Below are 26,182 nucleotides of genomic sequence, written 5' to 3' on the forward strand. Positions count from 1 at the left end.
CTGAACAGGGCAAGACTATGTGCTGAACGAGCCAGCATCTTCTCTTTGTAAGAATCAGTCCGTGACAGAATGCGCATCATAGTGGAAGCCATCGAATTGCGCAATTTTTATACAATCATCATGACTGATTAAAGCGAAAAATCGGTAACAGGTAGCGCTGAGACTGTAAAACAATAGCCTCCAGCGTATCAGCATCTAGTTGACGCCAAAGACGCTGATACCAGATATCATCACCTTCGCCACGTACCATCATGTTGCCTTCATAGGCTTGCAGAAACTTACTGCGCGCTTTTTGCAACGTTGCATCGTCATCTAACATGGCATCATTTGCGGCGTCATAACAGGTTTTTATCCATGCACCACCGCTTTCGGGTAATACCAGCAACGGTGACGACATGCCTTCCCGATACCCCTCAATGAGTTGCGACAGGTACAGCAGCGCCTGTTCTGCATCCAGCGGCGGAAAACGCCATTCTCCGTCTTTACGCAGGAACAATCGGCTCTCTCCCCTACCGCCACTGGCACAATAGACAAGATGTTCCAGCCAAAGTTGCACACCCTGCGCAATGCTTATCAAAGATGGGCGCCAGCGCAACAAACCGTCCTCTTGCACCTGCGACAGCCAACCGGTGATTTGCACGCCGTGACAGTTAAGATCGATTTCCATGCTCTGACAGGGCTGACGACAGGCGATAATGCGTTCAGCCAGCGACTGCATTTCCTGACGCTGCGTATCCCACAGAATTTCGCCAAACGGCCCATAGGGTAGCGCGCCCGCCGCACGAAAACGGCGGAACAGTCGTTCAGCATCGTTCTCTTCAACCAGCGTATTAAGCAATTGCTGATTAAGCTGGTAGCGGGTCAACCCTTCAAGAGTGAAAGGTTCCGTATCCGGGATCTCACTCTCTTCAGAGCGGAAGTTGACCCTTAAACGCATCTGGAAAAAAGCGCGTACCGGATGTGCCCAAAATCGCTGCAGCGTTTCCAGCGTTAGCGTTTCTGGCATTTCAAAGGGCAGAGGCTGCACAAAATCCGTGTGCGCTTTTCCTGACAGACTCGCCGCAGGCAGCCATTCCCGGGCATAGCTTTGCTGTTCGCCCGGCAAATAGTTTTGTGCATCAAAGGGCATACGGGTATGCAAACGGGTTATATGCGCTTTTACCCTTGCCTCGCTTTGATCGCAGGTCAACGATTCATCGCCCGGCAGATAATGGCTTTGTCCAATGTAGTCCATCAGTTCTTGCACCAGCACCGACGGGAAGCGCTCGCTGTTATCCTGAATAGAGCGGCCAATGTAGCTGATGTAGAGCGTCTGCTGTGCCGAGATTAATGCTTCGAGGAACAGATAGCGGTCATCATCGCGACGACTGCGGTCACCCCGCATCGGTTTTTGGCTCATTAAATCAAAGCCCAGCGGCGCAAGCTGACGCGGATAAACCCCATCGTTCATACCCAGCAGGCACACCACTTTGAACGGAATGGAGCGCATCGGCATCAGCGTACAAATGTTAACGGGCCCCGCCAGGAAGCGCTGGCTGATGCGTTCCTGGTCAAGGCGCTGGGCTAGCTCATCACGCAACAGAGAGAGCGGTATAGCATCGCCGTACTCGGCCCCTAAACCTTCGGTAATAATGGCCTGCCACTGCTGTTCAATCAGCGTCATTGCCGCTTCGGTGTCCGCGTCCGGTAGGAAGAAATCATTAAGCATTTCCCGACAAACGGGTAGCCACTCTTCCAGCGGACGTTCCTGCGCTAACCCTCTACGCCAGAGATTAAGCTGCATCAGCAACGAGGCCAGATGCCCTACCAGCTCGGCAATCAGGCCGCTGGACTCATCGTAAGGCAATACCGATTGCCACTCGCCCTGCGAGCTTTCCATCGCGTAGCCGAGCAGCATACGCGTTAAACCAAATTGCCATGTATGCTGACCTGTAGGTGGAAGTTCCAGTTCACGCACGTTATCGTCGTCAATTCCCCAACGAATCCCGGATTCATTGACCCATAAGCGAAGATAGCGCAACCCTTCTTCATCAATGTTGAAACGCGCCGCCAGCACGGGAACATCCAGTAACGCCAGGACATCCTCTGAGACAAAACGGCTATCCGGCAGCGACAGCAGGCTGATAAAGGCCTGTAAGACGGGATGAGACTGGCGTGCCCGACGGTCAGATATTGCATAAGGTAAGTAACGCTCGGCTGGCGCGCTACCAAAGACCGACTGAATGAATGGGCTGTAGCTGTCGATGTCCGCCACCATCACAATAATATCGCGCGGCGTCAGCGTTGGGTCCGCTTCCAGCATGGCCAACAGCCGGTCATGAAGAATTTCCACCTCGCGCTGTGGGCTATGGCAGACATGGAAAGTCACACTGGTGTCGTTCAGCTCAAGCCGGCGTTTATTGTCGCTACGGGAATATTCTTCCAGCGTAACGCCCGCCACGGCATTACTTTCAAGTTCCAGAATATCCGATTGAATATTATGCAAAAGGTTGTCAGGCGTAATATCGACAAACGCATCCAGTTCCTGACTGTTTTCCAGCTCCGAAAGCAAATAAATGTAATCACGCCCCAGCTTGCCCCACGAGGCCAGCATCGGGTTGCCCACATCCTGTTCGCCATCGCTGTTAAATAATCCTTCGGCTTTCTGATTATCACGAAACAGCGGCAGATGCCGTTCTTCAAAGCTGTGCCGACGCTGACGTGCCATCAGCTTCGCCAGCCAGGCCGGATCTTTAATATCCCCCCAGTAGTAGCGACAAGGGTTGGTAAACAGCAGATGAATATCAATGTGCTTACCCAGCGCCTGCAAGGCCTGCAGGTAAACCGGCGGTAGCGCCGAAATACCGCAAATAAAGACCCGAGAAGGCAGTCCCTGTGGGCACTCGGACGCGTTTTCCAACGTCTGAATAAATCGTTGGTATAAATTGGCACGATGCCAGCGCGGTTGGCCCAATTCCGCGGTGTATTCCACCAGCGCTTTCCACAACGGTGCCTGCCAGGCCTGAGACTCGCCAAGTCCCTCAACCTGTCGCCCCGCTTCCCACTGGGTCAACCAGTCAGGGCGGTAGACTAAATACTGGTCGAAAAGGTCAGCCGCGCGCGAGGAAAGCTGAAAAAGCTTACGTTTATCAGTGTCGTCCGTCAGATAGTGGCGTAGCAATGCGAAGTCATCGCTATCCAGCAATTGTGGCAACAGCGTCATCAACTTCCAGCTCATGCTCTGTTTGCTGAACGCACTCTCTTTCGGGATATCCGGCAGCACGCGCACAAACATATCCCAGATAAAACTCGCGGGCAGCGGAAAATCGATATTGGCGGCAATACTAAACTTCTGTGCAAGAGTCATTTGTAGCCACTGCGCCATACCGGTACTTTGAACCAGGATCATCTCAGGCTCAAAGGGGTCGTCCAGCCGCTCGCGCTCAACGATAAATTCCATTAACGCTTCCAGCACATCCAGACGGTTGGAGTGATAGACCCTTAACATAGCGACTCCTGACTACTGACGATTCGGGCAATGCAGACGCGTCATCTGACCCTGCCTGCCGAGGGGTGAAGAAATTATAACGTTGATGCTGACACATCCCGCTCTCGTTGTCTGCATTCGGTTAACCTGCCAGTTCACAGGCGATGAAAACGGGTACAGCTGGGTTTGCTGCCAGGCGTGGCGCCAGAGTTGCTGATACTGGTTTCTGATGATAAAGCTGTTCATTAGCACCCGCTGGTATCCTGACAGCGCGGTCACAATCATGATCATCAGTACCATTGCCAGCATCACTTCCGGCAGACTAAAGCCACGCTGTCTGTTCAGGGGATCTGGCATAACGTCTGCTCCTTTAGCGGACAAAAATCGCTCCAGCCATGCGGCGAATATTTGATATTGCCATCGATAACCTCTCCCTGACGCCATAACGATATCCCTTCATAGTGGGCAATAAGCAGAACAAAATTATTGGTAAGCCGACGCAGGCAAACCGCGGCATCCTGCGTGGGATCGCGCCGACACTGTACGGCGGGTTGTAAGCGCCAGGGCTGCGTACGCCCCCATTCCATCGCGGATTGCACTACCGCCTGACGCTGCAGCGCCTGACTTTGTGTAGCCACACGCGCAGCAAAACTGGCCTCCTGTCTGCTAACGCCTTGCAGCAGCAGACTACCGAGCACCAGCAGCAACAGGACCATTGCCAGAGAAGATACGCCTCGCTCACGGTTCAAAGGTTGAATCCCGTAACGCTGTAGACCGCTTCAACAACTTTTTGTGGTTGGTCATTGCTCACTCCACGCAAACGTAGCGTAAGAAGCGGGGAATATCCGCTGAAATTCAGCCTTTCAACCTGGAATGCCTCAATCTGCATCGTGGCCGGATCGGTCATTTTGTCCCATCCTTTGCCAGTGCAGCCGGTGGCTCCACGCACGGTTTCCAACACCTTGTCCTGTAAACGAAACCCAATAGAATCAGCCTCTTTCACGGGACCGCTTTCCCAAACGCCATTGCTGTTGGCATCCCAGCGGGCAATAACACAGTCTCCCTTAGCCGATATCACCAGTCCCTCTCCGACACAGTTTCCCCGGCAATACCCCGCCCGCTGAAGATGCTTCGCCACGGTGTAGACCCGCTGCCATATTTCATCTTCCAGTACTAACTGGCACGTGTTACGCAGAATCTCTCGCTGTAGCGCCGGTAAAAATCGTGCTGAGCTAAGCAATAAAATACTGCTAATCGCCATGGCAATGAGCATCTCCAGCAGTGAAAATCCCCGTTCGTTTACTGACATAATCTGGCCTCATCGCGCTCGCAAAGCCTGATTCGCCCCCAGCCAGACACCACCACGCGCCATTCCCCAGTCGCATTTTTCAGGCGTATATGTCCGGCCCATGCCGTATTGCGCTGTCCAAAAAAGGCCAGTGAAGGTGTTATCTCTGCCATTTCGACGTCGTCCCAGGGCGATGTAAAAACCAAAGACGAAGCGGGTCGACACGTGGTTTGCGAAGCCGCAGAGCTGACAAAACACCATGATGTGCCATCCCGAATCACGCTTATCACATGATCGCGGTTACGCCAGTTAGCATCTTCACGCAGTTGCACCAGGTAGTCCCGCACCTGGCAGGCGGTCTGCCACAGCCGCTGTTGCTGCTGCCAGCGCTGCCAACCATACAGCCCAGATGCACCAAGCGCCGCGACAATCAGCATCGCAATCAGGGTTTCGAGAAGCGTGTAACCTTGTTGTTTTTTCATGTCGCCAGTATGGCGTGAGGAAAATGAATAACGAGCGGGAAATTCGGTTTCTACGGCGAGCTATGGGGAATATTTAGCGCGTTACAGGCCGTTGCAATATTTCAGGAATCCGCGCCGAAGAACGCGATTTGAGACAAAAAAAACCGACGCACATGGGCGTCGGTTGTGACAGCATGAAACAGGTTAGATAGCTACCGGTGCTTTAATACCCGGGTGCGGATCGTAGCCTTCAATTTCGAAGTCTTCGAAGCGATAGTCAAAGATTGATTCAGGCTTACGTTTGATAACCAGTTTCGGCAGCGCGCGCGGTTCACGGCTAAGCTGCAGATGCGTTTGATCCATATGGTTGCTGTACAGGTGCGTGTCGCCGCCGGTCCAGACAAAATCACCCACTTCCAGATCGCACTGCTGCGCCATCATGTGTACCAGCAAAGCGTAGCTGGCAATGTTAAACGGCAGGCCGAGGAACACATCGCACGAACGCTGATACAGCTGGCAGGAGAGCTTGCCATCCGCCACGTAGAACTGGAAGAACGCATGGCACGGTGCCAGCGCCATTTTATCCAGCTCACCGACGTTCCATGCGGAAACGATGATGCGGCGAGAGTCCGGATCATTTTTCAGTTGGTTTAGCACGGTGGTGATCTGGTCAATATGGCGACCATCTGGCGTAGGCCAAGCGCGCCATTGTTTGCCATAAACCGGGCCTAAATTACCGTTTTCATCCGCCCATTCGTCCCAGATTGAGACGTTGTTTTCATGCAGGTAGGCAACGTTAGTATCGCCCTGCAAGAACCACAGCAGCTCATGAATGATCGAGCGTAAATGGCAGCGTTTAGTCGTAACCAGCGGGAACCCTTCCTGCAGATTAAAACGCATCTGATGACCAAAAATGGAAAGCGTTCCGGTTCCGGTACGGTCGTTTTTCTGTGTGCCTTCATCCAGCACTTTTTGCATCAGTTCTAAATACTGTTTCATGGTTCCTCAGGAAACGTGTTGCTGTGGGCTGCGGCGGTACGCCCAAACCATCATAATAATGCCTGCGACAATCATCGGGATAGAGAGGATCTGCCCCATGCTGATGTACTGTACCCAGGTGCCGGTAAACTGCGCATCCGGCTGGCGGAAGAATTCAACAATAATACGAAACGCGCCATAACCAATCAGGAACAGACCGGATACCGAACCCATCGGGCGCGGTTTGCGAATGTACAAGTTCAGAATGATAAACAGCACAACGCCTTCCAACGCCATCTCATAAAGCTGTGAGGCGTGGCGTGGCAGCGAGCCGTAGGTATCAAAAATAGACTGCCATTGCGGGTTAGTTTGCAGCAGTAAAATATCTTCGGTACGGGAGCCCGGGAACAGCATGGCGTACTTGAAGTTCGGGTCAACGCGTCCCCACAGCTCACCGTTGATAAAGTTGCCCAGACGCCCTGCACCCAGGCCAAACGGAATCAGCGGGGCAATGAAATCAGAAACCTGGAAGAACGAACGCTTAGTGCGTTTGGCGAAGATGATCATCACCAGGATCACACCGATAAGTCCACCGTGGAAGGACATACCGCCGTCCCAGACGCGGAACAGATACAGGGGATTATCGAGGAATAACGAGAAGTTATAGAACAGTACGTAACCAATACGCCCACCGAGGAAAACCCCGAGGAAGCCCGCATACAGTAAGTTTTCTACTTCATTTTTGGTCCAGCCACTGCCCGGACGATTCGCGCGGCGCGTCGCCAGCCACATCGCGAAAATAAACCCCACCAAATACATTAAGCCGTACCAGTGAAGCGCGACGGGTCCGATTGAGAAAATGACCGGATCGAAATCCGGAAAATGCAGATAGCTACTGGTCATCTGTCACCACAAGTTCTTGTTATTTCGCTGAAGTCAGACAGCAATTGATAAGCGCGCCTGCATAATGCAGGCGCTCCAAAGGTGCGAATGATAGCACAAGGGGTTAGAAGCGGATGCCGGGAAGATGTAAAAGATCTGTATAGGTAATCTCTATCCCCCGTAATACCTGATAGCGCTACGCTTATCAGACCTACAATCCCCCGCGAATCAAGCCCCCCATGCCACGACGCTCCATGAAGGCCGCTACCTGATGGCGTACTTCTGTTGCCATCTGTGCCTCCAGGCTGCGCTGCGCCAGCGTTTGCGCCTCATCAAAATCGATATGACGCAGCAGATATTTTACGCGAGCGACAGAACGACCGTTCATCGACAAATGACGGAAACCGAGACCGATCAGAATAGCCACACACATCGGGTCGCCCGCCATTTCACCACACAGGCGCAAATCGATACCGCTTCTTTCGGCTTCCTGCGCAATCATCGCCAGCGCACGCAACATCCCCGGATGCAGGCTGTCATAAATGCTGGCTACCCGTGTGTTGTTACGATCGACGGCCAGTATGTACTGGGTAAGGTCGTTGGTTCCGACCGAGATAAAGTCTATCCGGTTTGTCAGATGCGGCAGCATGAACACCATCGACGGAACTTCCAGCATGATGCCAATGCGCGGTTTCGGGATCTCGTAACCGATCATCTCCTCCACTTCGCGTCCGGCGCGTTCAATCAAACGTCGCGCTTCGTCCACTTCATCGATGCTGGTTACCATCGGCAGCAAAATGCTCAAGTTTCCGGTTGCCGCATTCGCACGCAGCATAGCGCGAACCTGGATCAAAAAGATCTCCGGCTGATCGAGCGTTATGCGGATCCCTCGCCAGCCAAGGCACGGGTTCTCTTCACTGATCGGCATGTAGGGCAGCTGTTTATCGGCGCCGACATCCAGCGTACGCAGGGTCACCGGCTTGTCGTTAAACATTTGCAGCATACCCTGATACTGCGCAACCTGTTCTTCTTCCGAAGGAAATCCGCTTTGCAGCATGAACGGGATTTCGGTGCGATAGAGGCCAATGCCGTCGATTCGGCTACCCAGCTTTTCTTCATGTTCCGGGCTGAGGCCCGCATTGAGCATCACCTTCACGCGCTCGCCGCTTTTCAGCTGTGCTGGCTGGTTGACGTCGTCTTCCGCCAGGCGGCTCAGCTCAATTTCTTCACTGATAAGACGCTGGTATTCCTGGATTAATACCGGTTCCGGATCGACCAGCAGTTCACCGCGATAACCGTCCACCACCAGCGTACGGCGATGCAGCACCGACGGCTGGATATCGGCCCCCATGACGGTAGGGATACCCAGCGCACGCACCATAATTGCCGCATGAGAGTTGGCTGCGCCGTCCCGGACAACCACGCCAACTAACCGGTCCTGAGGAAGCTCCGCCAGCGTGGTTGCTGAAAGTTCATCCGCCACCAGCACAAAGCGTTCCGGCCAGGCATTCGGCCCCTGGATAGAGTCATCAAGGTGGAACAGCAGACGCTGGCCCAGCGCGCGTAAATCTCCGGCCCGCTCTTTGAGGTAGTTATCGCTCAGCGCGGCGAACTGTTCGGCAAACTTTTCAATGATCGTTTTAACCGCCCACTCGGCCACCGAACCGTTATCCACTTCCGCAAACAGCTCGCGGCGCAGACGGGTATCGGAAAGCAAGTGCGAGTAAAGATCAAAGATCGCCGCCGTTTCTTTCTGCGCCCCAGCGGTAAAACGCTTGCTGTAGCGGCGGAATTCGTTCGCCGCCTCTTCCAGCGCACCGGTCAGTCGCTCGCGTTCAAGCACAGGATCCAGCGTTGAAGCCTGGTAGACCTGTTCCATCAACGGCAGCGTCGCATCCTGCCAACCTTCGGCTATTGCCACACCGGGAGCGGCAGGCAGCGCACGGATGCGCGTTTGACGGTACTGGCCGAACAGCGCGTTTAGCTGCGACTGCGAAAGTATGGCCGCCATTTGCGTGGCGAGCGTGACGAGGAAAGACTCTTCACTTTCATCGTACTGACGCAGTTCACGCTGCTGCACCACCAGCACACCTAAAAGCTGGCGACGCTGAATGATCGGTACGCCTAAGAATGCACGAAAACGCTCTTCTTTTACCGAAGGAATGTATTTGAAGCTGGGATGTTTTTGCGCATCGGCGAGGTTGATAGGTTCCGCCAGCCTGCCAACCAGGCCAACGATACCTTCATCAAACGCGAGTGCGACAGTGCGACCACGTGGTTTTTTTAGTCCCCGGGTCGCCATGAGGTAATAACAACGTCGATCGTGATCGGCCAGATAAACCGAACAGACCTCTGTATCCATCGCAAGACAGATGTCGGTAACCAGTATATTCAGCGCTTCGTTCAGACGCGGAGCACTGGCCACCTTTTCGACTATTTCGCGCAGGCGGGTGAGCATAATTTGCGTAGCTTAACCTCTTTTACGTCTGTACGCAGGTGCGCTTTGCGGTTTAGGAGTGCTCTCCTGAAGCGCCATGACAACACTTGCGAATTCTTTCATCACCCTGCGATAGACATCGCGTTTAAATGACACCACTTGTCGAACCGGATACCAGTAACTCACCCAGCGCCAGCCGTCGAACTCAGGTGTACTGCTGGTTTGCATATTGATTTCAGCATCGCTGCTGACCAATTGCAGAAGAAACCATTTTTGTTTCTGGCCGATACAAACCGGCTTCGTGTCCCAACGCACCAAACGTTTCGGTAACTTGTAACGCAACCAGTTACGAGTAGAAGCAAGGATCCGTACATCTTTACGACTGAGACCCACTTCTTCAAAGAGTTCCCGGTACATCGCCTGCTCTGCTGTCTCTCCTGCGTTGATCCCACCTTGTGGGAATTGCCAGGAGTGCTGACCAAATCGCCGGGCCCACATGACCTGCCCCTGGCGGTTACAAATTACTATCCCTACATTCGGGCGGTAGCCATCGTCATCAATCACCGGACTACCTCAACATAAACCTTATATACAAACGATTGTTTCACACTCCTGAGGGGCGGTAAACCACTCTGTTAAGGGTGCGATATTCTAATAACAATTGAATAACTCACAGTTAAAGGCCGAGTTATAAACAGAAGAAGGGCAAGCAAGGCGATTTTATTCACCTTTTCTGTGGATATAGTTGTGAAGAAGTACGGAATTACTATGGGAAAACCCAGAACAGTCCGAATAAGACATTCGTCACATATCAAAAATACTCTTATACATTCATAAAGTTAAAACCGATCCACGCAGATAAACACACAGAAATGTGATGTGCATCACGCATACGATCTTCACGCTGATGAAAGATCGACCAGCGTTGGTTTTATCCACAGATTATGCCAATAAGTTAGGCACAATTTGTGTGAAAATTCGATTTTCGTCGCACGTCAAGGCTGTAAATTGAAACAGTAGTGGGGGTTTTTCACAGTTATCCCATCTTTCTGTGGATAACATGGTGTAAGATCCTGTTCATTGTCAGTGACCAGAATTGGAAAACCCGCTTCGCTGTTGCGCAACTCTGCGAACGTAAATCTAAAAACCAATATAAATCATAGAATTGAATAAAGCATGTGGAAAAAGATAAACTCTGTCCACACGGTATAAAATCATTGCTCATTTTTTCACCTAAGGGTTAACCCGATGCCAGAACTCCGTCCGTTACTTTCTCCCCCTGAATCTGAAGCCCAGTTGCTGAGCCAGGCACGGCAGCTTTCGGGCTACGCGTTAGGAGAATTAGCGGCAATGGCGGGAATCGTTACGCCGAAGGATCTTAAGCGCGATAAAGGCTGGATTGGCGTCCTGCTGGAAATCTGGCTCGGTGCCAGCGCGGGCAGTAAACCAGAGCAGGATTTTGCGGCGCTGGGCGTGGAGCTGAAAACGATCCCTGTGGACAGTCTTGGCAGACCGCTGGAAACCACCTTTGTGTGTGTGGCGCCGTTAACCGGCAATACCGGCGTCACCTGGGAAACCAGCCATGTACGGCACAAACTCAAACGTGTTCTGTGGATCCCGGTAGAAGGCGAACGCAGCATCCCTCTGGCTGAGCGCCGCGTCGGCTCTCCCCTGCTGTGGAGCCCGAATGAAGAAGAAGACCGGCAATTGCGTCTGGACTGGGAAGAGTTAATGGACATGATTGTGTTAGGACATGTCGAACGCATCACCGCTCGCCATGGGGAAGTACTGCAACTGCGTCCTAAAGCCGCCAACGCCCGCGCGCTTACCGAGGCCATTGGCGCCAACGGCGAACCCATCCTGACCCTGCCACGCGGCTTTTACCTGAAAAAGAACTTCACCCGCGCATTGCTTGAGCGACATTTCTTGTTCCAGGCGCAATAGGCACCGTCCGGCCTTTCACCCGCCGCGTTACGGGCCTATAATTACCGCTTCTTTTTTTTGGCAGGACTTTGTTCGATGTTATTTGCATGGATAACCGATCCTAACGCCTGGCTTGCGCTCGGTACGCTGACGCTGCTGGAGATCGTTCTTGGGATCGACAATATTATTTTCCTTTCTCTGGTTGTAGCCAAACTCCCGACAGCGCAACGCAATCATGCCCGACGTATTGGGCTGGCGGCGGCGATGATCATGCGTCTGGCACTGCTGGCTTCTATCGCCTGGGTAACGCGGCTGACAAACCCGTTATTCGAGCTGTTTGGCGAGGCGATATCAGCACGCGACCTGATCCTTCTGCTGGGGGGATTGTTTCTGATCTGGAAAGCCAGTAAAGAGATCCACGAATCCATTGAAGGTGAGGAAGAGGGGTTAAAAACCCGCGTATCTTCTTTCCTGGGCGCGATTGTACAGATCATGTTGTTAGACATTATCTTCAGTCTGGATTCCGTGATTACTGCGGTTGGTTTGTCCGATCATCTGTTTATCATGATGGCGGCGGTGGTGATTGCCGTAGGCGTGATGATGTTTGCTGCTCGCCCGATTGGTGAGTTTGTCGATCGCCACCCTTCGGTAAAAATGCTGGCGCTCTCGTTTCTGATTCTGGTCGGTTTTACGCTGATTCTGGAAAGTTTCGACGTCCACGTTCCAAAAGGATATATCTATTTCGCCATGTTCTTCTCTATCGCGGTAGAGACCCTGAACCTGTGGCGTAATAAAAAAAATCCGCTCTGATGAAATCCATCGCTCCCCGCAAGGGGAGCGAATGCCAGCCACACCTACCCCTTCTCACAGTTTAAGATTTTACTGCTTTCACCCTGCACAACTTCGCGTTATTACTAAACTATTGTCAGACGCAGGCCATGTGAGGATAAGCAGATGAAAAAATGGGCAGTTTTGATTTCCGCCGTAGGACTGGCTTTTGCCGTTTCCGGATGCAGCAGCGATTATGTTATGGCGACAAAAGATGGTCGAATGATCCTGACCGATGGAAAACCAGAAATTGACGATGATACTGGTCTGGTGAGCTATCACGACCAGCAGGGCAATGCGATGCAGATTAACCGCGATGATGTGTCTCAAATCATTGAACGCTGATGGTTGAGGTCAGCAGCGCGCTGGCCTTAACAATTTTACTTCCCTTTTTCTCTTCCCTCAGCCATTTTTATAATCCTTATGTCGTGATTATAAAAAGGAAACGGCTATGCAATATCACCGTATACCCCACAGCTCGCTGGAAGTCAGTACACTGGGGCTGGGCACAATGACGTTTGGTGAACAAAACAGCGAAGCCGACGCACATGCACAGCTCGATTATGCCGTAGCACAGGGCATTAATTTGATCGACGTTGCCGAGATGTATCCGGTACCGCCGCGTCCTGAAACCCAGGGTCTCACCGAAACCTACGTAGGTAACTGGCTCGCCAAACACGGCAGCCGCGAAAAGCTGCTCGTTGCGTCTAAGGTCAGCGGACCATCACGTAACAACGACAGCGGCATTCGACCGAATCAGGCGCTGGACCGTAAAAATATCCGTGAAGCGCTGCACGACAGCCTGAAAAGACTGAAAACCGATTATCTGGATCTGTATCAGGTTCACTGGCCACAACGCCCGACCAACTGTTTTGGTAAGTTAGGCTACAGCTGGACAGACTCCGCGCCGGTCGTTTCCCTTCTCGATACGCTGGACGCACTGGCCGAGTTTCAGCGCGCCGGGAAAATTCGCTACATCGGCGTTTCTAATGAAACCGCGTTTGGCGTGATGCGCTATCTACACCTGGCGGACAAACACGATCTGCCACGCATCGCCACCATCCAGAACCCCTACAGCCTGCTGAACCGCAGCTTTGAGGTTGGACTGGCTGAAGTGAGCCAGTATGAAGGCGTTGAGCTGCTGGCTTACTCTTGCCTGGGCTTCGGTACGTTAACCGGGAAATACCTGAACGGCGCGAAACCTGCCGGTGCACGCAATACGTTGTTTAGCCGTTTCACGCGCTACAGCGGCGAGCAGACGCAGAAAGCCGTTGCGGCCTATGTGGATATCGCGAAACGCCATAATCTGGATCCTGCGCAAATGGCGCTGGCGTTCGTGCGTCGTCAGCCGTTTGTCGCCAGCACTTTGCTGGGCGCCACGACGATGGAGCAGCTAAAAACCAACGTTGAAAGCCTGCATCTGGAGTTGAGCGAAGAAGTACTGGCAGAGATTGAAGCGGTGCATCAGGTGTATACCTATCCTGCACCGTAACGGTTAGCGCCTGATGGCGCTACGCTTATCAGGCCTACAAAGTGAACGCCCTGTAGGCCGTATACGGTAACGCCGCCATCCGGCACATTCATAGCATGCTCATCTCGAACCGTGACGATTAGCGCCTGATGGCGCTGCGCTTATCAGGCCTACAAAGTGAGCATCCTGTAGGCCGGATAAGGCAACGCCGCCATCCGGCAACAGCATACAACAGACTAATGGCGGCGCTGCCAAATCCACAATGCCGCAATCGCCAGCGCAAACAGCGCACCAAATCCAATACCAATCGCAACAGCCGGGATCCCCACCAGCACCGCCAGTGAGTAAATACCGAGCATCAACAGCATCGCGCTGTTTTCGCCCAGGTTTTGCACCGCTATCGCATTACCCGCGCCGACGCTTTTCTTACCCCGTTCCTGCAGCAACGCATTCAGCGGCACCACAAAGAAGCCACCCGACACGCCGATAAGCATCAGCAATGCGTAGGCCGGAAGCAGCGAATGTTGAAGAGAGAAAATCAGCACCACGACGCCAATCAGGATCCCCGCAGGCATACAGCGCGACACGGTTTCCAGCGTTACCAGCTTCGCTGCCGCACCCGCACCGACCACAATCCCGATCGCTACCATGGCATTGAGGTAGGTCGGTGTGGCGTTATCGGTGATGCCGAGCGCCACCGGGACCCACAGCACCAGCAGAAAACGCAGCGTAACGCCCGCGCCCCAAAAAAGGCTGGTTCCCACCAGCGAGAAACGCGTCTCGCCATTACGCCACAACGATGAAGCCGCACAGAAGAAACTGCGCGTCATTTTCCCCAGATGCCAGGACTGGCCAGGACGAGCCGCGGCCAGTTTCGGGATATACAGGTTAGCCACCACCGCGCCAGCATAGGCCAGGGCACAGGCAGAAAGCGCGGCAATCACGTGCCAGTCGGCCAGAACGCCGCCGGCGACAGAACCGAGCAAAATCGCGGCAATGGTGGAGGCTTCCATCAGGCCGTTAGCCTTCACCAGTTTGTCGCCGGTAGTCAGTTCACCGAGAATGCCGTACTTGGCCGGTGAATATGCCGCCGCGCCGATCCCCACCAGCGTATACCCAAGAAACGGATTAATGCCGAAGCAAATACTCGCCGCGCCCAGCAGTTTCAGAGCGTTCGCGAACATCATCACTCTGCCTTTGGCAAAGCTATCCGCCACCTGTCCCACAAAGGGAGCAAACAGAATGTAAGCGCCCACAAACACCATTTGCAGGATTGGCTGACTCCAGTCCGGATAGAATTGTTCTTTCAGCAACGCCAGCGTAGCAAACAGCAACGCATTATCGCCAAACGCCGACAGAAACTGCGCGGCGATAACGGACATCATCCCTTTGGACCAGATTGAAGTGTTAGTGTGCACTGACTCACTCATGTTGTTTTTCCGGCTCATCGACCCAGCTTTTCAGCGTAACAAAATCCGGCTTACCGCTGCCGAGTAAGGGGAGTTGCTTCAGATGGCGAATATCACGCGGTACGGCGAGTTCAGGTACACCGTGCGCCCGCGCATACTGCTGTAGTTTTTCACGTGTCAGCTCGCTGTCGGTAGTGAACAGCACCAGCGCCTCACCTTTGCTGGCATCACTCTTGATCGCTGTGGCGTGCATTTTGTCTGCGGATACCGCCAACGCCAGTTGCTCAACCATTTCCAGCGAAACCATCTCTCCGGCAATTTTAGCGAAACGCTTAGCGCGCCCCTGAATCTGTACAAAGCCGTTTTCATCAAAGCGCACGATGTCTCCGGTGTCATACCAGCCGCGCTCAATCTCACCTTGCGCATTCTCTGCTGTCGGCACTTCCAGCACGCCAGGTTTTTCGACGCGCAAATAGCCGCTCATAATATTAGGACCTTTCAGCTGTAAACGCCCACCGTCCTCAATTCCCGGAACGGCCAACAGTCGAGCATCCATACCAGGCAAGATGCGCCCTACCGTTCTCGATTTTGCCGCCATTGGTACGTTAATCGACACAACCGGCGCACATTCCGTCACGCCATAGCCTTCAAGAACGCGCAGGCCAAATTTCTCCTGCCACAGCTGCTTTGTGCTGTCCTGAAGTTTTTCCGCTCCCGCCACCACATAGCGCAGGCGGTGGAAATCGTACGGATGCGCAAAACGCGCATAGTTGCCGAGGAACGTTGAAGTACCAAACAACACGGTGCAGTTCCGGTCGTATACCAGCTCTGGCACAATGCGGTAATGCAGCGGGCTGGGATAAAGAAACACTTCTGCGCCAGTCAGTAGCGGCGTGAATAATCCCACCGTCAGGCCAAAGGAGTGGAACAGCGGCAGCGCCGACATAAAACGGTCATCGGCGGTGAAATCGGCAATCGTTTTGATCTGCTCAACGTTCGCCAGAATGCTTTTATGACTGTGAACCACACCTTTCGGATGGCCTTCTGAACCAGAAGTAAAGAGGATCACCGCAGCGTCTTCCGGCTGCTGCTTCACCTGCGCCAGATGAGGTGCCAGCAGATGTGAGAAAATCCACAGCTTATCGCTGAAGGTCACATCAGCTTTTAAGTCTTCCAGATAAACCCAACGCACCTGGGTGAGCTGTTCCGGTAAATGCCAGAGTTTGCCTTTATCGAGAAACTGTCGGGATGTGAAGATCGTTTTAATTTCAGACGCAGTAATGGCGCTGGTTAATCCTTTCACGCCCGCGGTGTAGTTCATCATGGCCGGAATGCGTCGACGCGCAATGGCGCCAAAAATAACCGCCGCGCTGATCCCCGCGTTTGGCAGCATCAGGCCGATTTTTTCACCTTCGACGCTGTATTTTTCCAGAATACGGGCCACAAAGAGCGTCTTTGTCAGCAGTTTGCGGTAGCTGTCCGGGGTAAAGTTAACATCTTCAATGCAGTTTTTGCCTGCGCCAAAACGGTATTTCGCCGCCAGCAGCGACTCGTATAGCGTTTCACGCGGACGAACCGCCATGCGTGCTTCCATCATAATTTGATGCAGCATCTCTCCGGCAATTTTGCGGCGATCGCGAGCACGCGGTGCTTCCGGCATCGGCAGTTGTGTCGGCGGTAGGATATGTAAGCGGATGCGCGGGAAGAATCGCTGTTTAACCAAACCTTTCAGGCGGCTAAAGCGGGAAAGCTCCGCGCCTTCAATGCGCACAGGAACGACCGTCGCCCCAGACTTTGCGGCAACAAACCCCGCGCCATCATAAATTTTCATTAACGAACCGGACGTCGAAATACGTCCTTCCGGGAAAATAACCACCGGACGGCCCTGTTCGACCAGACGAACCAGATGTTTAATCGACATCGGTTTGGTTGGATCTAACGGTACGAAATCAATCAGCGGGGTTAGCCAGCGCATATACCATTGCTGGCTGATCGAGGTGTAAACAGCGAAGACGGGACGAATCGGTAAAAAGAGCGCCAACAGGATGCCGTCTATAAATGAGACATGGTTGGGAGTGATTAGAACGCGTTCTCCCTGTAGCGCGCTGACATCGCCCGTGACGCGAACGCGGAAAAGCACGCGAAACAGATTACGAAAAAAGCCAAATAGCATCTCAACTCCCTGTGCCATTAATTATATAAACATCAATGGTGGGAGAGTATACGAGTTGGGGAATGGGCGCGACAGGTAACTGGTAAATACAATCCGAAAAAAAACCTGCGCATCCGCGCAGGTTGGTGCAAGAGACAGGTACGAAGTGCGTACCGAATAATCTCACCAATCAATACCTCTGGGATCTTGATTGTGGTCGTCAGCAGCCAGATACGCCAGTGCGAAAACGCAAAGGAATGAACCCAAATGCAACGAGTTGTGTAAATTATCGGTTACTGTTACAGATAGGCTGAAGGTAAAAAAAAACCTGCGCATCTGCGCAGGCTGGTGTAATTCTAGTGATCAACCCGAAAGTTGATTTCACCTATCAATACCTCTGGGATCTCAACTCTAGCAATCTGCTCAGTTCTCTCACCAGCGAACAATCGCAACAGCACATCGCAAAGTGTAAGCAAAAATTAGCATTTTCTATTTTCTGTCTTACTTCGCTCGTGTGCGCTCACATTTGCGACGTTCTGACGGGCAATCTGCTTGAACAGCCAGCCATTTTCCGTAACACTGACGGAATGTAAGCGTTTACCCACAACAGGTACTATCATGGCGACCATAAAGGATGTAGCCCGACTAGCTGGTGTATCAGTCGCCACCGTTTCTCGAGTGATTAATGATTCCCCTAAAGCCAGCGAAGCATCGCGCCTGGCCGTAACGAGTGCAATGGAATCACTCAGCTACCACCCCAACGCCAATGCACGTGCGCTGGCACAACAATCCACTGAAACCATCGGTCTGGTGGTAGGTGATGTGTCCGATCCATTTTTTGGGGCAATGGTTAAAGCTGTCGAGCAGGTGGCGTATAACACCGGTAATTTTTTACTGATTGGTAACGGCTACCATAATGAACAGAAGGAACGACAGGCGATTGAACAGCTCATTCGCCACCGCTGCGCAGCCCTTGTTGTCCACGCAAAAATTATCCCGGATGCTGAGCTGGCATCACTCATGAAGCAAATCCCCGGCATGGTATTGATTAACCGAATTCTGCCGGGATTCGAACAACGTTGCGTTGCCCTTGATGACCGTTTCGGCGCCTGGCTCGCGACCCGACACCTCATTCAGCAGGGCCATACGCGCATTGGCTATCTGTGCTCCAATCACACGATTTCAGATGCGGAAGATCGTCTGCAAGGCTATTACGACGCGCTGGCAGAGAGCAATATTCCTGTCAGCGATCGACTGGTAACGTTTGGTGAACCGGATGAAAGCGGCGGTGAGCAGGCCATGACAGAGTTACTTGGCCGTGGCAAAAACTTCACTGCGGTAGCCTGCTACAACGACTCAATGGCGGCTGGTGCCATGGGCGTATTGAATGATAACGGCATTGATGTGCCGGGAGAAATCTCGCTGATTGGTTTTGATGATGTGCTGGTTTCCCGCTACGTGCGCCCGCGTCTGACCACGGTGCGCTACCCGATCGTGACGATGGCAACCCAGGCTGCCGAACTGGCGCTCGCGCTGGCGGAGAAGCGTCCCGTGCCTGAAATTACCCACGTTTTTAACCCAACTCTGGTGCGTCGCCATTCCGTTTCGACGCTGACAGAGCCGGGGAATTCATCGTCAAACGAATAACCAGGATAGCGTTATGACTACGATGTTGGACGTTTCACGACACGCAGGCGTCTCAAAAGCGACCGTTTCGCGCGTACTGAATGGCACGGGTCAGGTAAAAGAGAGCACGCGCCAGAAAGTGTTTAAGGCCATGCAGGCACTTGATTATCGGCCTAATTTTTTAGCGCGCTCTTTGGCAAACCGCACCAGCAACAGCATTGGTCTGGTAGTTTCCACATTTGATGGATTCTACTTTGGCCGCCTGCTGCAACAGGCTTCACGCCAGACGGAATCTCACGGCAAGCAGTTGATCGTCACCGACGGCCACGACACACCAGAGCGTGAGCAGGAAGCCGTGCAAATGCTGGCGGACAGGCAGTGCGACGCCATTATTCTCTATACCCGCTATATGAGTGAAAAGGCGATTATGTCGTTGATGAACAGCATTGCTATGCCCTTGCTGGTCATCAACCGTGATGTCAGCCAGGCTCGCGATCGCGCAATTTTCTTTGAACAGGAAGACGCGGCCTATCAGGCGGTCAATTACCTGATCTCCCAGGGCCATAGCGATATTGCTTGTATCACTGTGCCAGGCCATACGCCTACCGGTAAATCCCGCCTGATGGGGTATCGTAAAGCGCTGGAAAAAAACGGTATTCCCTGGGATCCCGATAAGGTCAAATACGGCGACTCCACGATGACGCGAGGCTATGAGGCCTGCCGTGAACTGCTGGAGGAAGGGGTGAAATTTAGCGCCCTGTTCGCCTGTAACGATGACATGGCATTAGGCGCATCAAAAGCGTTACATCAGGCCGGGCTGAGGATCCCAACGGATGTCTCACTGTTTGGTTTTGATGATGCGCCCAGCGCCAAATGGCTGGAGCCGGGGCTGTCTACCGTTTATCTACCGATTGATACCATGATAACCACGGCAATCGACCAGGCTATCCGGCTGGCCAACGGCGAGAGCGTCGAGCCAATCCCACCGTTCACCGGCAAACTGGTACTACGTGACTCAGTAACGCTCGGGCCATACTTTAAGTAATCAAATGCCGGATGGCGGCGCAAGCGCCTTATCCGGCCTACAGGCCCCGCAGTTAATCTCGTAGGCCGGATAAGCGTAGCGTCATCCGGCATTTCACAACGCTGTAATCAGATTAATTCCAGCGCTAACAGCTCATCAATGGTCTGGCGACGGCGAATTAGCCGCGCCACGCCGTTATCGAACAAAACCTCCGGCAGCAGCGGACGGCTATTGTAGTTTGACGACATTGACGCGCCGTACGCCCCAGTATCATGCAGCACCAGATAATCGCCCGGCACCACCGCAGGCAACAGACGGGTTTCCACATTTCCGCCTTCCTGCTGGGTAAACACGTCGCCGGATTCGCACAGCGGCCCGGCTACCACGGTTTCCCGTTGTGGGGTGTGTTCCAGAGAGCGACCATCCCCTGCCAGCGCGGAGATATGGTGATAACTACCGTACATGGCCGGGCGCATTAGATCGTTGAAGCCCGCATCGATCAGCACAAAGTGGCGGCTACCCATCTCTTTTACGCTACGCACCTGCGCCACTAACACACCGGCTTCCGCGACCAGAAAACGACCTGGCTCTATCTCAAGCGCGACCGGGTGACCCAGGTGTTTAGCAATCTGTTCACGCGCAGCGTTCCACAATCCAAAGTAGTGATCGGTATCGATCGCCTCTTCGCCTTCGCGATACGGGATTGATAAACCGCCACCCGCGGAGATCGCCTCCAGATCCTGGCCAAATTCAACCACCTGGCGCACCATCGCACCGCACACCTGCTCCAGATGCGCATAGTCCACGCCGGAGCCGATATGCATATGAATCCCCACCAGCTTCAGCTTATAGCGCTGAATCACCTCCAGCGCCGCGGGAAGATCGCTATACCAGATCCCGTGCTTGCTGTTTTCGCCGCCGGTATTGGTTTTCTGGCTGTGCCCATGCCCAAAGCCAGGGTTTACGCGTAGCCACACGCGATGGCCCGGCGAGACCTGGCCCAGTTGTTCCAGCATATCCACCGACCCGGCATTTACCGGAATGCGCAATTCATGCACCCGCGCGAGCGTCGCTTCATCAATCATATCGGCGGTAAAGACGATTTCATCTTTCCCCGGTACGAAGCCTGCCGCCAGCGCACGTTCAATTTCGCCAAGCGAGACGGAATCAACCTTCACGCCCTGCTCGCGCATCAGGCGCAAAATATGAATATTCGAACATGCCTTTTGGGCGAAACGCACCACGTCAAACTGACTCAATTTGGCAATCTGCCCGCGGATAATCTGAGCATCATAGACCCACACCGGGCAGCCGAATTCGGCAGGCAGGCGCAGCAGGTTGTCGGCGTTCAGGTCAGTGTCAGTACTATTGAGTGGGCGTGGCATAGTGTGCTCCGATATTGGCTTTTTTATGATTACGCCACAGCCCGAAAAGAATAAAAAATATCGTTTTATCGTGAGTCTATGCAAAAATGATATGGATTGATTCATTCGAGGATTGCCCATGCCCGCCGTTAACCTGCGACACATCGAAATTTTTCACGCCATCATGACGGCAGGTAATCTGACAGAAGCTGCGCGCATGCTACATACCTCGCAGCCCACCGTCAGCCGGGAACTGGCCCGATTCGAGAAAGTGCTGGGATTAACGCTGTTTGAACGTACGCGTGGCCGACTGCATCCAACCGTGCAAGGGTTACGTCTGTTTGAAGAGGTGCAACGTTCGTGGTATGGCCTGGACAGAATTGTGAGCGCCGCCGAAAGCCTGCGCGAGTTTCGCCAGGGCGAATTGTCGATTGTTTGCCTGCCGGTATTCTCACAGTCTTTTTTACCGCCGCTGCTGCAGCCATTCCTCGCTCGCTATCCACAGGTCAATATTCAGATAGTGCCGCAGGAGTCACCGCTGCTGGAAGAGTGGCTGTCGGCGCAGCGCCACGATCTGGGGTTAACGGAAACGCTGCATACGCCTGCCGGAACGAAACGCACCGAATTGCTGGCGCTGGATGAAGTGTGCGTGCTGCCGCAGGGCCATCCGCTGACTAAGAAAGCGGTGTTAACGCCGCAGGATTTTCAGGGAGAAAACTACATCAGCCTGTCGCGCACCGACAGCTACCGTCAGCTACTGGATACTCTGTTTAATGAGCACCAGGTGAAGCGCCGCATGGTGATTGAAACCCATAGCGCCGCTTCAATTTGTGCAATGGTACGGGCAGGTGTGGGGATCTCGGTGGTGAACCCACTGACCGCGCTGGATTACGCCAGCAGCGGAGTCGTTATCCGCCGCTTCAGTATTTCGGTCCCCTTTACAGTCAGCCTGATTCACCCGCTTCATCGCCCCGCCTCGGCGCTGGTTGATGCTTTTACGGCGCATCTGCAGGCCCATCTACCGAGGCTTATTGACCCACTGGAGGCTATTTTGCATCCGCAGCCGAAAGCATAAACGCCACCGCATCTTGCGCATGGATTGCCGCAGTGTCGAAAACCGGTAGTGGGCTTAGCTCGGTGGGAACCAGCAGACCAATCTCGGTACAGCCAAAGATAACCCCTTGCGCCCCCTGTTTCGCCAGTTGGTCGATGACGCTCAGGTAATAATCGCGGGAAGCCTCGCTGAATTCACCGAGACACAGCTCATCGAAAATAATCTGGTTTATTTTCTGACGATCATCAGCTTCAGGGATCAGCGTGCTAATGCCGAATTCAGTCTGTAAACGCCCGCGGTAAAAATCCTGCTCCATGGTGTAACGCGTACCCAGTAGCGCCACGTTGTTCATCTGCTGCTTTTGTATCGCCCGCCCCGTCGCGTCGGCAATATGCAGAAACGGCACATCACAGGCGCTTTCAATCGCCTCAGCAACTTTGTGCATGGTGTTGGTACACAGCACAATTCCTTGCGCCCCGGCTTGCTGTAGCCCTGTGGCGGCCTGCGCGAGGATCTCACCGGCTCGCTGCCAGTCACCGCTTGACTGGCAGACTTCAATCTCGTGAAAATCCACGCTGTGCAACAGAATCTGCGCAGAATGCAGGCCGCCCAGACGCTGTTTTATGCCTTCATTAATGAGTCGATAATAAGGAATGGTAGATTCCCAGCTCATACCGCCTAACAGACCGATCGTTTTCATCATTTCCCCTGACTCGTTGTTGTCTCTCCAGTGAACCAAAGATGTGATCAACTTTCCACATCTGTTGGCGTGCATTTCTTTTTTTAATTTTCTGATATAGGTTTAATGAAACATTGTTTTAATTAATTACAGGAAGGTCGGATGTTTATTTTTCATAAAGAGACCACGCTTGACGATCTGGGCAATGGCGTTACCCGGCGCATTCTTGCTCACGGCGGTAACATGATGGCGGTTGAGGTGAACTTCGAGCAAGGCGCAATCGGCCCGATGCACAATCATCCGCACGAGCAGCTGACTTACGTGTTGTCCGGTGAGTTTGAATTTACCATCGGCGAAGAGAAACATATCGTTAGGGCGGGCGATACTCTGTATAAACAGCCCAACATTATGCATGGCTGCGTCTGCTTAAAACCGGGAACGCTGCTGGATACCTTTACCCCAATTCGCGAAGATTTTCTGCACGGGTAAGGTGCTAAATAAAAAAACCGGGTCGCGTTGACGCTTTCCCGGCCTATAAGAGACTCCACTCGCAGGCCGGATAAGGCTGAACCGCCATCCGGCATGCTTGTCTGACTTACACCCCAATATCTCTTAACTTCTCGCCTGCCATCAGCTTACGTTCGATATGCTCCAGCGTGACGTTTTTGGTTTCTGGAATCAGCCAGAACGTGATGCCAATAAACACGACGTTCAGCGCAGTATAGAGCCAGAACGTACCGGCGGCGCCAATGCTGTCGAGCAGCGTCAGGAACGTTGCGCCAATGATCATGTTCGACACCCAGTTGGTGGTGGTGGAGCAGGTAATACCAAAATCACGGCATTTCAGTGGCTGAATTTCCGAACACAGGATCCACACCACCGGCGCGGCGCTCATCGCATAGCCTGCAATACACATCATCGTCATACCAACTGACAGCCAGGATAGCCCACTGGAAGCCGTGCCGTTATCAAACTGCATCAGACAATAACCAAGCACCAGCGTCCCGATGGCCATTACGCTGAAACCAATTTTCAGCGCCGGTTTACGTCCTGCTTTGTCGACCGTGAAGACGGCAATAAAGGTGGCGAACATAAACGTTAAGCCAACTACCAGCGTGGCAATCATCTGCTGCTCTGTGGTGGTAAAACCCGCCATTTTAAAAATGCGCGGCGCGTAGTACATGATGATGTTCATCCCGGTGAACTGCTGCATCGCCTGCAGTAACATTCCGAGGAAAACCGCACGACGCACGTTACGGTTAATTTTAAACAGCGCCCAACCACCTTGCTTCAGCTTCAGGCTTTCACGGATTTCGTTCAGCTCATCGCGGGCTTTTTCTGACGTATCGCGCAACATGCGCAGTACTTCTTCAGCTTCGATGTGGCGACCTTTCTCCGCCAGCCAGCGCGGGCTGTTGGGCAAGAAAACAACCAGAATAATCAGCAATACAGCCGGAAGCGCCAGCACGCCAAGCATAGCGCGCCAGTTACCGCTGTAGCTGAACGCGGTATCGGACAAAAAGGCCAGAACGATGCCCAGCGTCACCATCAGCTGATACATACTGATCATCTTGCCACGCACGTTTTCGCTGGCCATTTCGGAGAGATAGAGCGGTGCGGTGTAAGACGCGATCCCCACCGCTACGCCCAGCACCACGCGGGCAAAAATGAGCATTTCTACGCTGGAGGCAAACGCCGAGCCCAGAGATCCGACGACGAAAAGGATCGCGCCCGCCATCAGGCTGTATTTGCGCCCCAGGCGGAATGACAACCAACCGTTAAACAGCGCACCAATTGCCGCACCCAGCATCATGCTGCTTACCACCCACTCCTGCAGGCGGCTGGTCAACACAAAGTGATCGGTGATAAAAGGCAACGCGCCAGCAATCACGCCAATATCCAGGCCGAATAACAACCCTGCGACAGCCGCAGAGATAGAAACAAACATATTCATACGTCGCGTATCGCGCACTGGGCGCGGCGCTAAAGCAGCATCATTATTTATTGAGACCATTTTTTCCTGCCAGATACAGAGTAACCATGCCATTGAAAGTAAGGGATCCCTTGCAGGAAGCGTCAGGCGGGAAACGGCAAAAACATGGATTAAATAGCTACACCACATGGTTATGTGATGGATATTCCAATTTTAAAATTTACCGACAATCACTCAATTAAATTTAATTCGTTGATATTAAAGAATATTAAAAACAAAAAATTTATACGTATGAAATTTAATATGGAATAATTTATAACCACAATATGGATTATTGTGATCCGAATATAAAAAAACCCTGCCAGAGGGCAGGGTTTAACGGTTCTGGAAAGCGAATTAACGTGCCAGCCAGCCGCCATCTACTGCAACGGTATAGCCGTTGATATAGTCAGATGCGCTGGACGCCAGGAACACGACAGGCCCCATCAGATCGCTCGGCAGACCCCAACGACCCGCCGGGATACGATCGAGGATCTCTGCGCTACGCTGCTCATCAGCACGCAGCTGTTGAGTGTTATTCGTCGCCATGTAACCCGGTGCAATCGCGTTGACGTTGATGTTATGTTTTGCCCACTCGTTCGCCATCAGACGGGTAACACCCATTACGCCGCTTTTAGATGCGGTGTAAGACGGCACGCGGATCCCGCCCTGGAAGGAAAGCATAGAGGCGATATTGATAATTTTGCCGCCGTTACCCTGAGCGATAAAGTGCTTCGCCGCGGCCTGAGACATAAAGAACACGCTCTTAATGTTCAGGTTCATCACGTCATCCCAGTCTTTTTCGCTGAAGTCGATCGCATCGTCACGACGGATAAGACCCGCGTTGTTGACCAGAATATCGATATGGCCGAATTCTGCCACTGCGCGCTCCAGCAGTGCCGGAATACCATCGATTTGACGCAGATCGGCGGTCAGGCTTAAAAAACGGCGGCCCAGTGCGGTCACGCGTTCGATGGTTTCTGTCGGTTCAACAATGTTGATACCGACGATATCGCAGCCCGCTTCAGCCAGGCCCAGCGCCATACCCTGACCCAAACCTGTGTCACAACCGGTCACAACGGCGACTTTACCTTCAAGAGAGAATGCATTCAAAATCATTGTAAATCCTTAATTTTTTTATAATGCCCGCCGCAGCAGGCACGGCTGT

At 53.1% G+C, this 26,182-nt stretch carries 23 protein-coding genes; 8 read left to right on the forward strand and 15 right to left on the reverse strand.

Translation table 11 applies throughout. From position 1 onward, the window contains the following. Nucleotides 1–118 precede the first annotated feature (118 nt). The 9 genes from recC to rppH form a co-directional block, all read right to left on the reverse strand. On the reverse strand, nucleotides 119–3,487 hold the full coding sequence (gene recC / locus OGX83_RS18685) for an exodeoxyribonuclease V subunit gamma (protein WP_286588879.1): 3,369 nt from the start codon (nucleotides 3,485–3,487) through the stop codon (nucleotides 119–121). A 12-nt stretch (nucleotides 3,488–3,499) separates the two neighbouring features. Next, nucleotides 3,500–3,823 carry a prepilin-type N-terminal cleavage/methylation domain-containing protein gene (locus OGX83_RS18690; RefSeq protein WP_008785708.1) on the reverse strand — a complete coding sequence of 108 codons (324 nt, stop codon included), beginning with the start codon at nucleotides 3,821–3,823 and terminating at the stop codon, nucleotides 3,500–3,502. Continuing rightward, entirely contained in the window at nucleotides 3,808–4,215 is a 408-nt protein-coding gene (locus OGX83_RS18695; protein ID WP_286588881.1) for a DUF2509 family protein, read from the reverse strand. Before OGX83_RS18695 ends, OGX83_RS18690 begins: the two co-directional genes overlap by 16 nt. Next, nucleotides 4,212–4,775, reverse strand: a complete 564-nt coding sequence (locus OGX83_RS18700) for a prepilin peptidase-dependent protein (RefSeq protein ID WP_153686798.1) — start codon at nucleotides 4,773–4,775, stop codon at nucleotides 4,212–4,214. Before OGX83_RS18700 ends, OGX83_RS18695 begins: the two co-directional genes overlap by 4 nt. Then, a complete protein-coding gene (locus OGX83_RS18705) occupies nucleotides 4,766–5,236 on the reverse strand; it encodes a prepilin peptidase-dependent protein (protein WP_286588884.1) in 471 nt (156 codons plus the stop codon). Before OGX83_RS18705 ends, OGX83_RS18700 begins: the two co-directional genes overlap by 10 nt. Before the next feature lie 183 nt (nucleotides 5,237–5,419). After that, nucleotides 5,420–6,214 carry a thymidylate synthase gene (gene thyA / locus OGX83_RS18710; RefSeq protein WP_003033990.1) on the reverse strand — a complete coding sequence of 265 codons (795 nt, stop codon included), beginning with the start codon at nucleotides 6,212–6,214 and terminating at the stop codon, nucleotides 5,420–5,422. Nucleotides 6,215–6,220: 6 nt separating this feature from the next. Continuing rightward, a complete protein-coding gene (gene lgt / locus OGX83_RS18715; RefSeq protein ID WP_100271949.1) occupies nucleotides 6,221–7,096 on the reverse strand; it encodes a prolipoprotein diacylglyceryl transferase in 876 nt (291 codons plus the stop codon). A 190-nt stretch (nucleotides 7,097–7,286) separates the two neighbouring features. Beyond that, the gene (gene ptsP, locus OGX83_RS18720; protein WP_003825604.1) at nucleotides 7,287–9,533 is read right to left on the reverse strand and encodes a phosphoenolpyruvate--protein phosphotransferase; all 2,247 of its coding nucleotides are present in this window, start codon (nucleotides 9,531–9,533) and stop codon (nucleotides 7,287–7,289) included. A 12-nt stretch (nucleotides 9,534–9,545) separates the two neighbouring features. Then, nucleotides 9,546–10,076 (reverse strand): RNA pyrophosphohydrolase, encoded by a 531-nt coding sequence (rppH, locus tag OGX83_RS18725; RefSeq protein WP_003825602.1) that lies wholly within the window; start codon nucleotides 10,074–10,076, stop codon nucleotides 9,546–9,548. Nucleotides 10,077–10,760: 684 nt separating this feature from the next. Here rppH and mutH point away from each other — a divergent pair. The 4 genes from mutH (at nucleotide 10,761) to OGX83_RS18745 (ending at nucleotide 13,755) form a co-directional block, all read left to right on the forward strand. Beyond that, nucleotides 10,761–11,456: a DNA mismatch repair endonuclease MutH gene (mutH, locus tag OGX83_RS18730; protein ID WP_003033965.1), complete on the forward strand. Its 696-nt coding sequence runs from the start codon at nucleotides 10,761–10,763 to the stop codon at nucleotides 11,454–11,456. Nucleotides 11,457–11,531: 75 nt separating this feature from the next. After that, nucleotides 11,532–12,245, forward strand: coding sequence for a TerC family protein (locus OGX83_RS18735; protein ID WP_003033961.1), 714 nt, complete (start codon nucleotides 11,532–11,534; stop codon nucleotides 12,243–12,245). Between the two features lie 144 nt (nucleotides 12,246–12,389). Continuing rightward, nucleotides 12,390–12,608 (forward strand): lipoprotein YgdR, encoded by a 219-nt coding sequence (gene ygdR, locus OGX83_RS18740; RefSeq protein ID WP_000758660.1) that lies wholly within the window; start codon nucleotides 12,390–12,392, stop codon nucleotides 12,606–12,608. Nucleotides 12,609–12,714: 106 nt separating this feature from the next. Continuing rightward, nucleotides 12,715–13,755 carry an NADP(H)-dependent aldo-keto reductase gene (locus tag OGX83_RS18745; RefSeq protein ID WP_032944858.1) on the forward strand — a complete coding sequence of 347 codons (1,041 nt, stop codon included), beginning with the start codon at nucleotides 12,715–12,717 and terminating at the stop codon, nucleotides 13,753–13,755. 215 nt (nucleotides 13,756–13,970) lie between these two features. Here the strand turns inward: OGX83_RS18745 and lplT are convergent, their stop codons facing one another. Together lplT and aas are read right to left on the reverse strand one after the other, a co-directional pair. Beyond that, nucleotides 13,971–15,164 carry a lysophospholipid transporter LplT gene (gene lplT, locus OGX83_RS18750; protein WP_008785713.1) on the reverse strand — a complete coding sequence of 398 codons (1,194 nt, stop codon included), beginning with the start codon at nucleotides 15,162–15,164 and terminating at the stop codon, nucleotides 13,971–13,973. Continuing rightward, nucleotides 15,157–17,316, reverse strand: coding sequence for a bifunctional acyl-ACP--phospholipid O-acyltransferase/long-chain-fatty-acid--ACP ligase (gene aas, locus OGX83_RS18755; RefSeq protein ID WP_286588886.1), 2,160 nt, complete (start codon nucleotides 17,314–17,316; stop codon nucleotides 15,157–15,159). Before aas ends, lplT begins: the two co-directional genes overlap by 8 nt. A 597-nt stretch (nucleotides 17,317–17,913) precedes the next feature. Between aas and galR the strand changes: the two genes are divergently transcribed. Together galR and OGX83_RS18765 are read left to right on the forward strand one after the other, a co-directional pair. Next, nucleotides 17,914–18,942, forward strand: coding sequence for an HTH-type transcriptional regulator GalR (galR, locus tag OGX83_RS18760; RefSeq protein ID WP_048215625.1), 1,029 nt, complete (start codon nucleotides 17,914–17,916; stop codon nucleotides 18,940–18,942). Nucleotides 18,943–18,955: 13 nt separating this feature from the next. Beyond that, entirely contained in the window at nucleotides 18,956–19,966 is a 1,011-nt protein-coding gene (locus OGX83_RS18765; RefSeq protein ID WP_008785715.1) for a LacI family DNA-binding transcriptional regulator, read from the forward strand. Nucleotides 19,967–20,073: 107 nt separating this feature from the next. Here the strand turns inward: OGX83_RS18765 and lysA are convergent, their stop codons facing one another. Further along, on the reverse strand, nucleotides 20,074–21,330 hold the full coding sequence (gene lysA, locus OGX83_RS18770) for a diaminopimelate decarboxylase (RefSeq protein WP_286588887.1): 1,257 nt from the start codon (nucleotides 21,328–21,330) through the stop codon (nucleotides 20,074–20,076). 118 nt (nucleotides 21,331–21,448) lie between these two features. On the opposite strand from lysA, the gene OGX83_RS18775 reads away from it, so the two are divergent. Continuing rightward, nucleotides 21,449–22,384: a LysR family transcriptional regulator gene (locus OGX83_RS18775; protein ID WP_008785717.1), complete on the forward strand. Its 936-nt coding sequence runs from the start codon at nucleotides 21,449–21,451 to the stop codon at nucleotides 22,382–22,384. Here OGX83_RS18775 and OGX83_RS18780 read toward each other — a convergent pair. Beyond that, nucleotides 22,356–23,063: an aspartate/glutamate racemase gene (locus tag OGX83_RS18780; protein ID WP_284960931.1), complete on the reverse strand. Its 708-nt coding sequence runs from the start codon at nucleotides 23,061–23,063 to the stop codon at nucleotides 22,356–22,358. The genes OGX83_RS18775 and OGX83_RS18780 overlap by 29 nt on opposite strands. A gap of 141 nt (nucleotides 23,064–23,204) precedes the next feature. On the opposite strand from OGX83_RS18780, the gene OGX83_RS18785 reads away from it, so the two are divergent. Continuing rightward, complete coding sequence (locus tag OGX83_RS18785; protein ID WP_003825583.1) at nucleotides 23,205–23,531, forward strand: cupin domain-containing protein; 327 nt, start codon at nucleotides 23,205–23,207, stop codon at nucleotides 23,529–23,531. A 106-nt stretch (nucleotides 23,532–23,637) separates the two neighbouring features. Here OGX83_RS18785 and araE read toward each other — a convergent pair whose 3' ends face one another. Next, nucleotides 23,638–25,056 (reverse strand): arabinose-proton symporter AraE, encoded by a 1,419-nt coding sequence (gene araE / locus OGX83_RS18790; protein ID WP_003033926.1) that lies wholly within the window; start codon nucleotides 25,054–25,056, stop codon nucleotides 23,638–23,640. 315 nt (nucleotides 25,057–25,371) lie between these two features. After that, nucleotides 25,372–26,133 carry a 2-dehydro-3-deoxy-D-gluconate 5-dehydrogenase KduD gene (gene kduD, locus OGX83_RS18795; protein WP_003033923.1) on the reverse strand — a complete coding sequence of 254 codons (762 nt, stop codon included), beginning with the start codon at nucleotides 26,131–26,133 and terminating at the stop codon, nucleotides 25,372–25,374. Between the last annotated feature and the right edge of the window lie 49 nt (nucleotides 26,134–26,182).

This window comes from Citrobacter sp. Cpo074, assembly GCF_030332745.1.
Lineage (GTDB): Bacteria > Pseudomonadota > Gammaproteobacteria > Enterobacterales > Enterobacteriaceae > Citrobacter > Citrobacter portucalensis.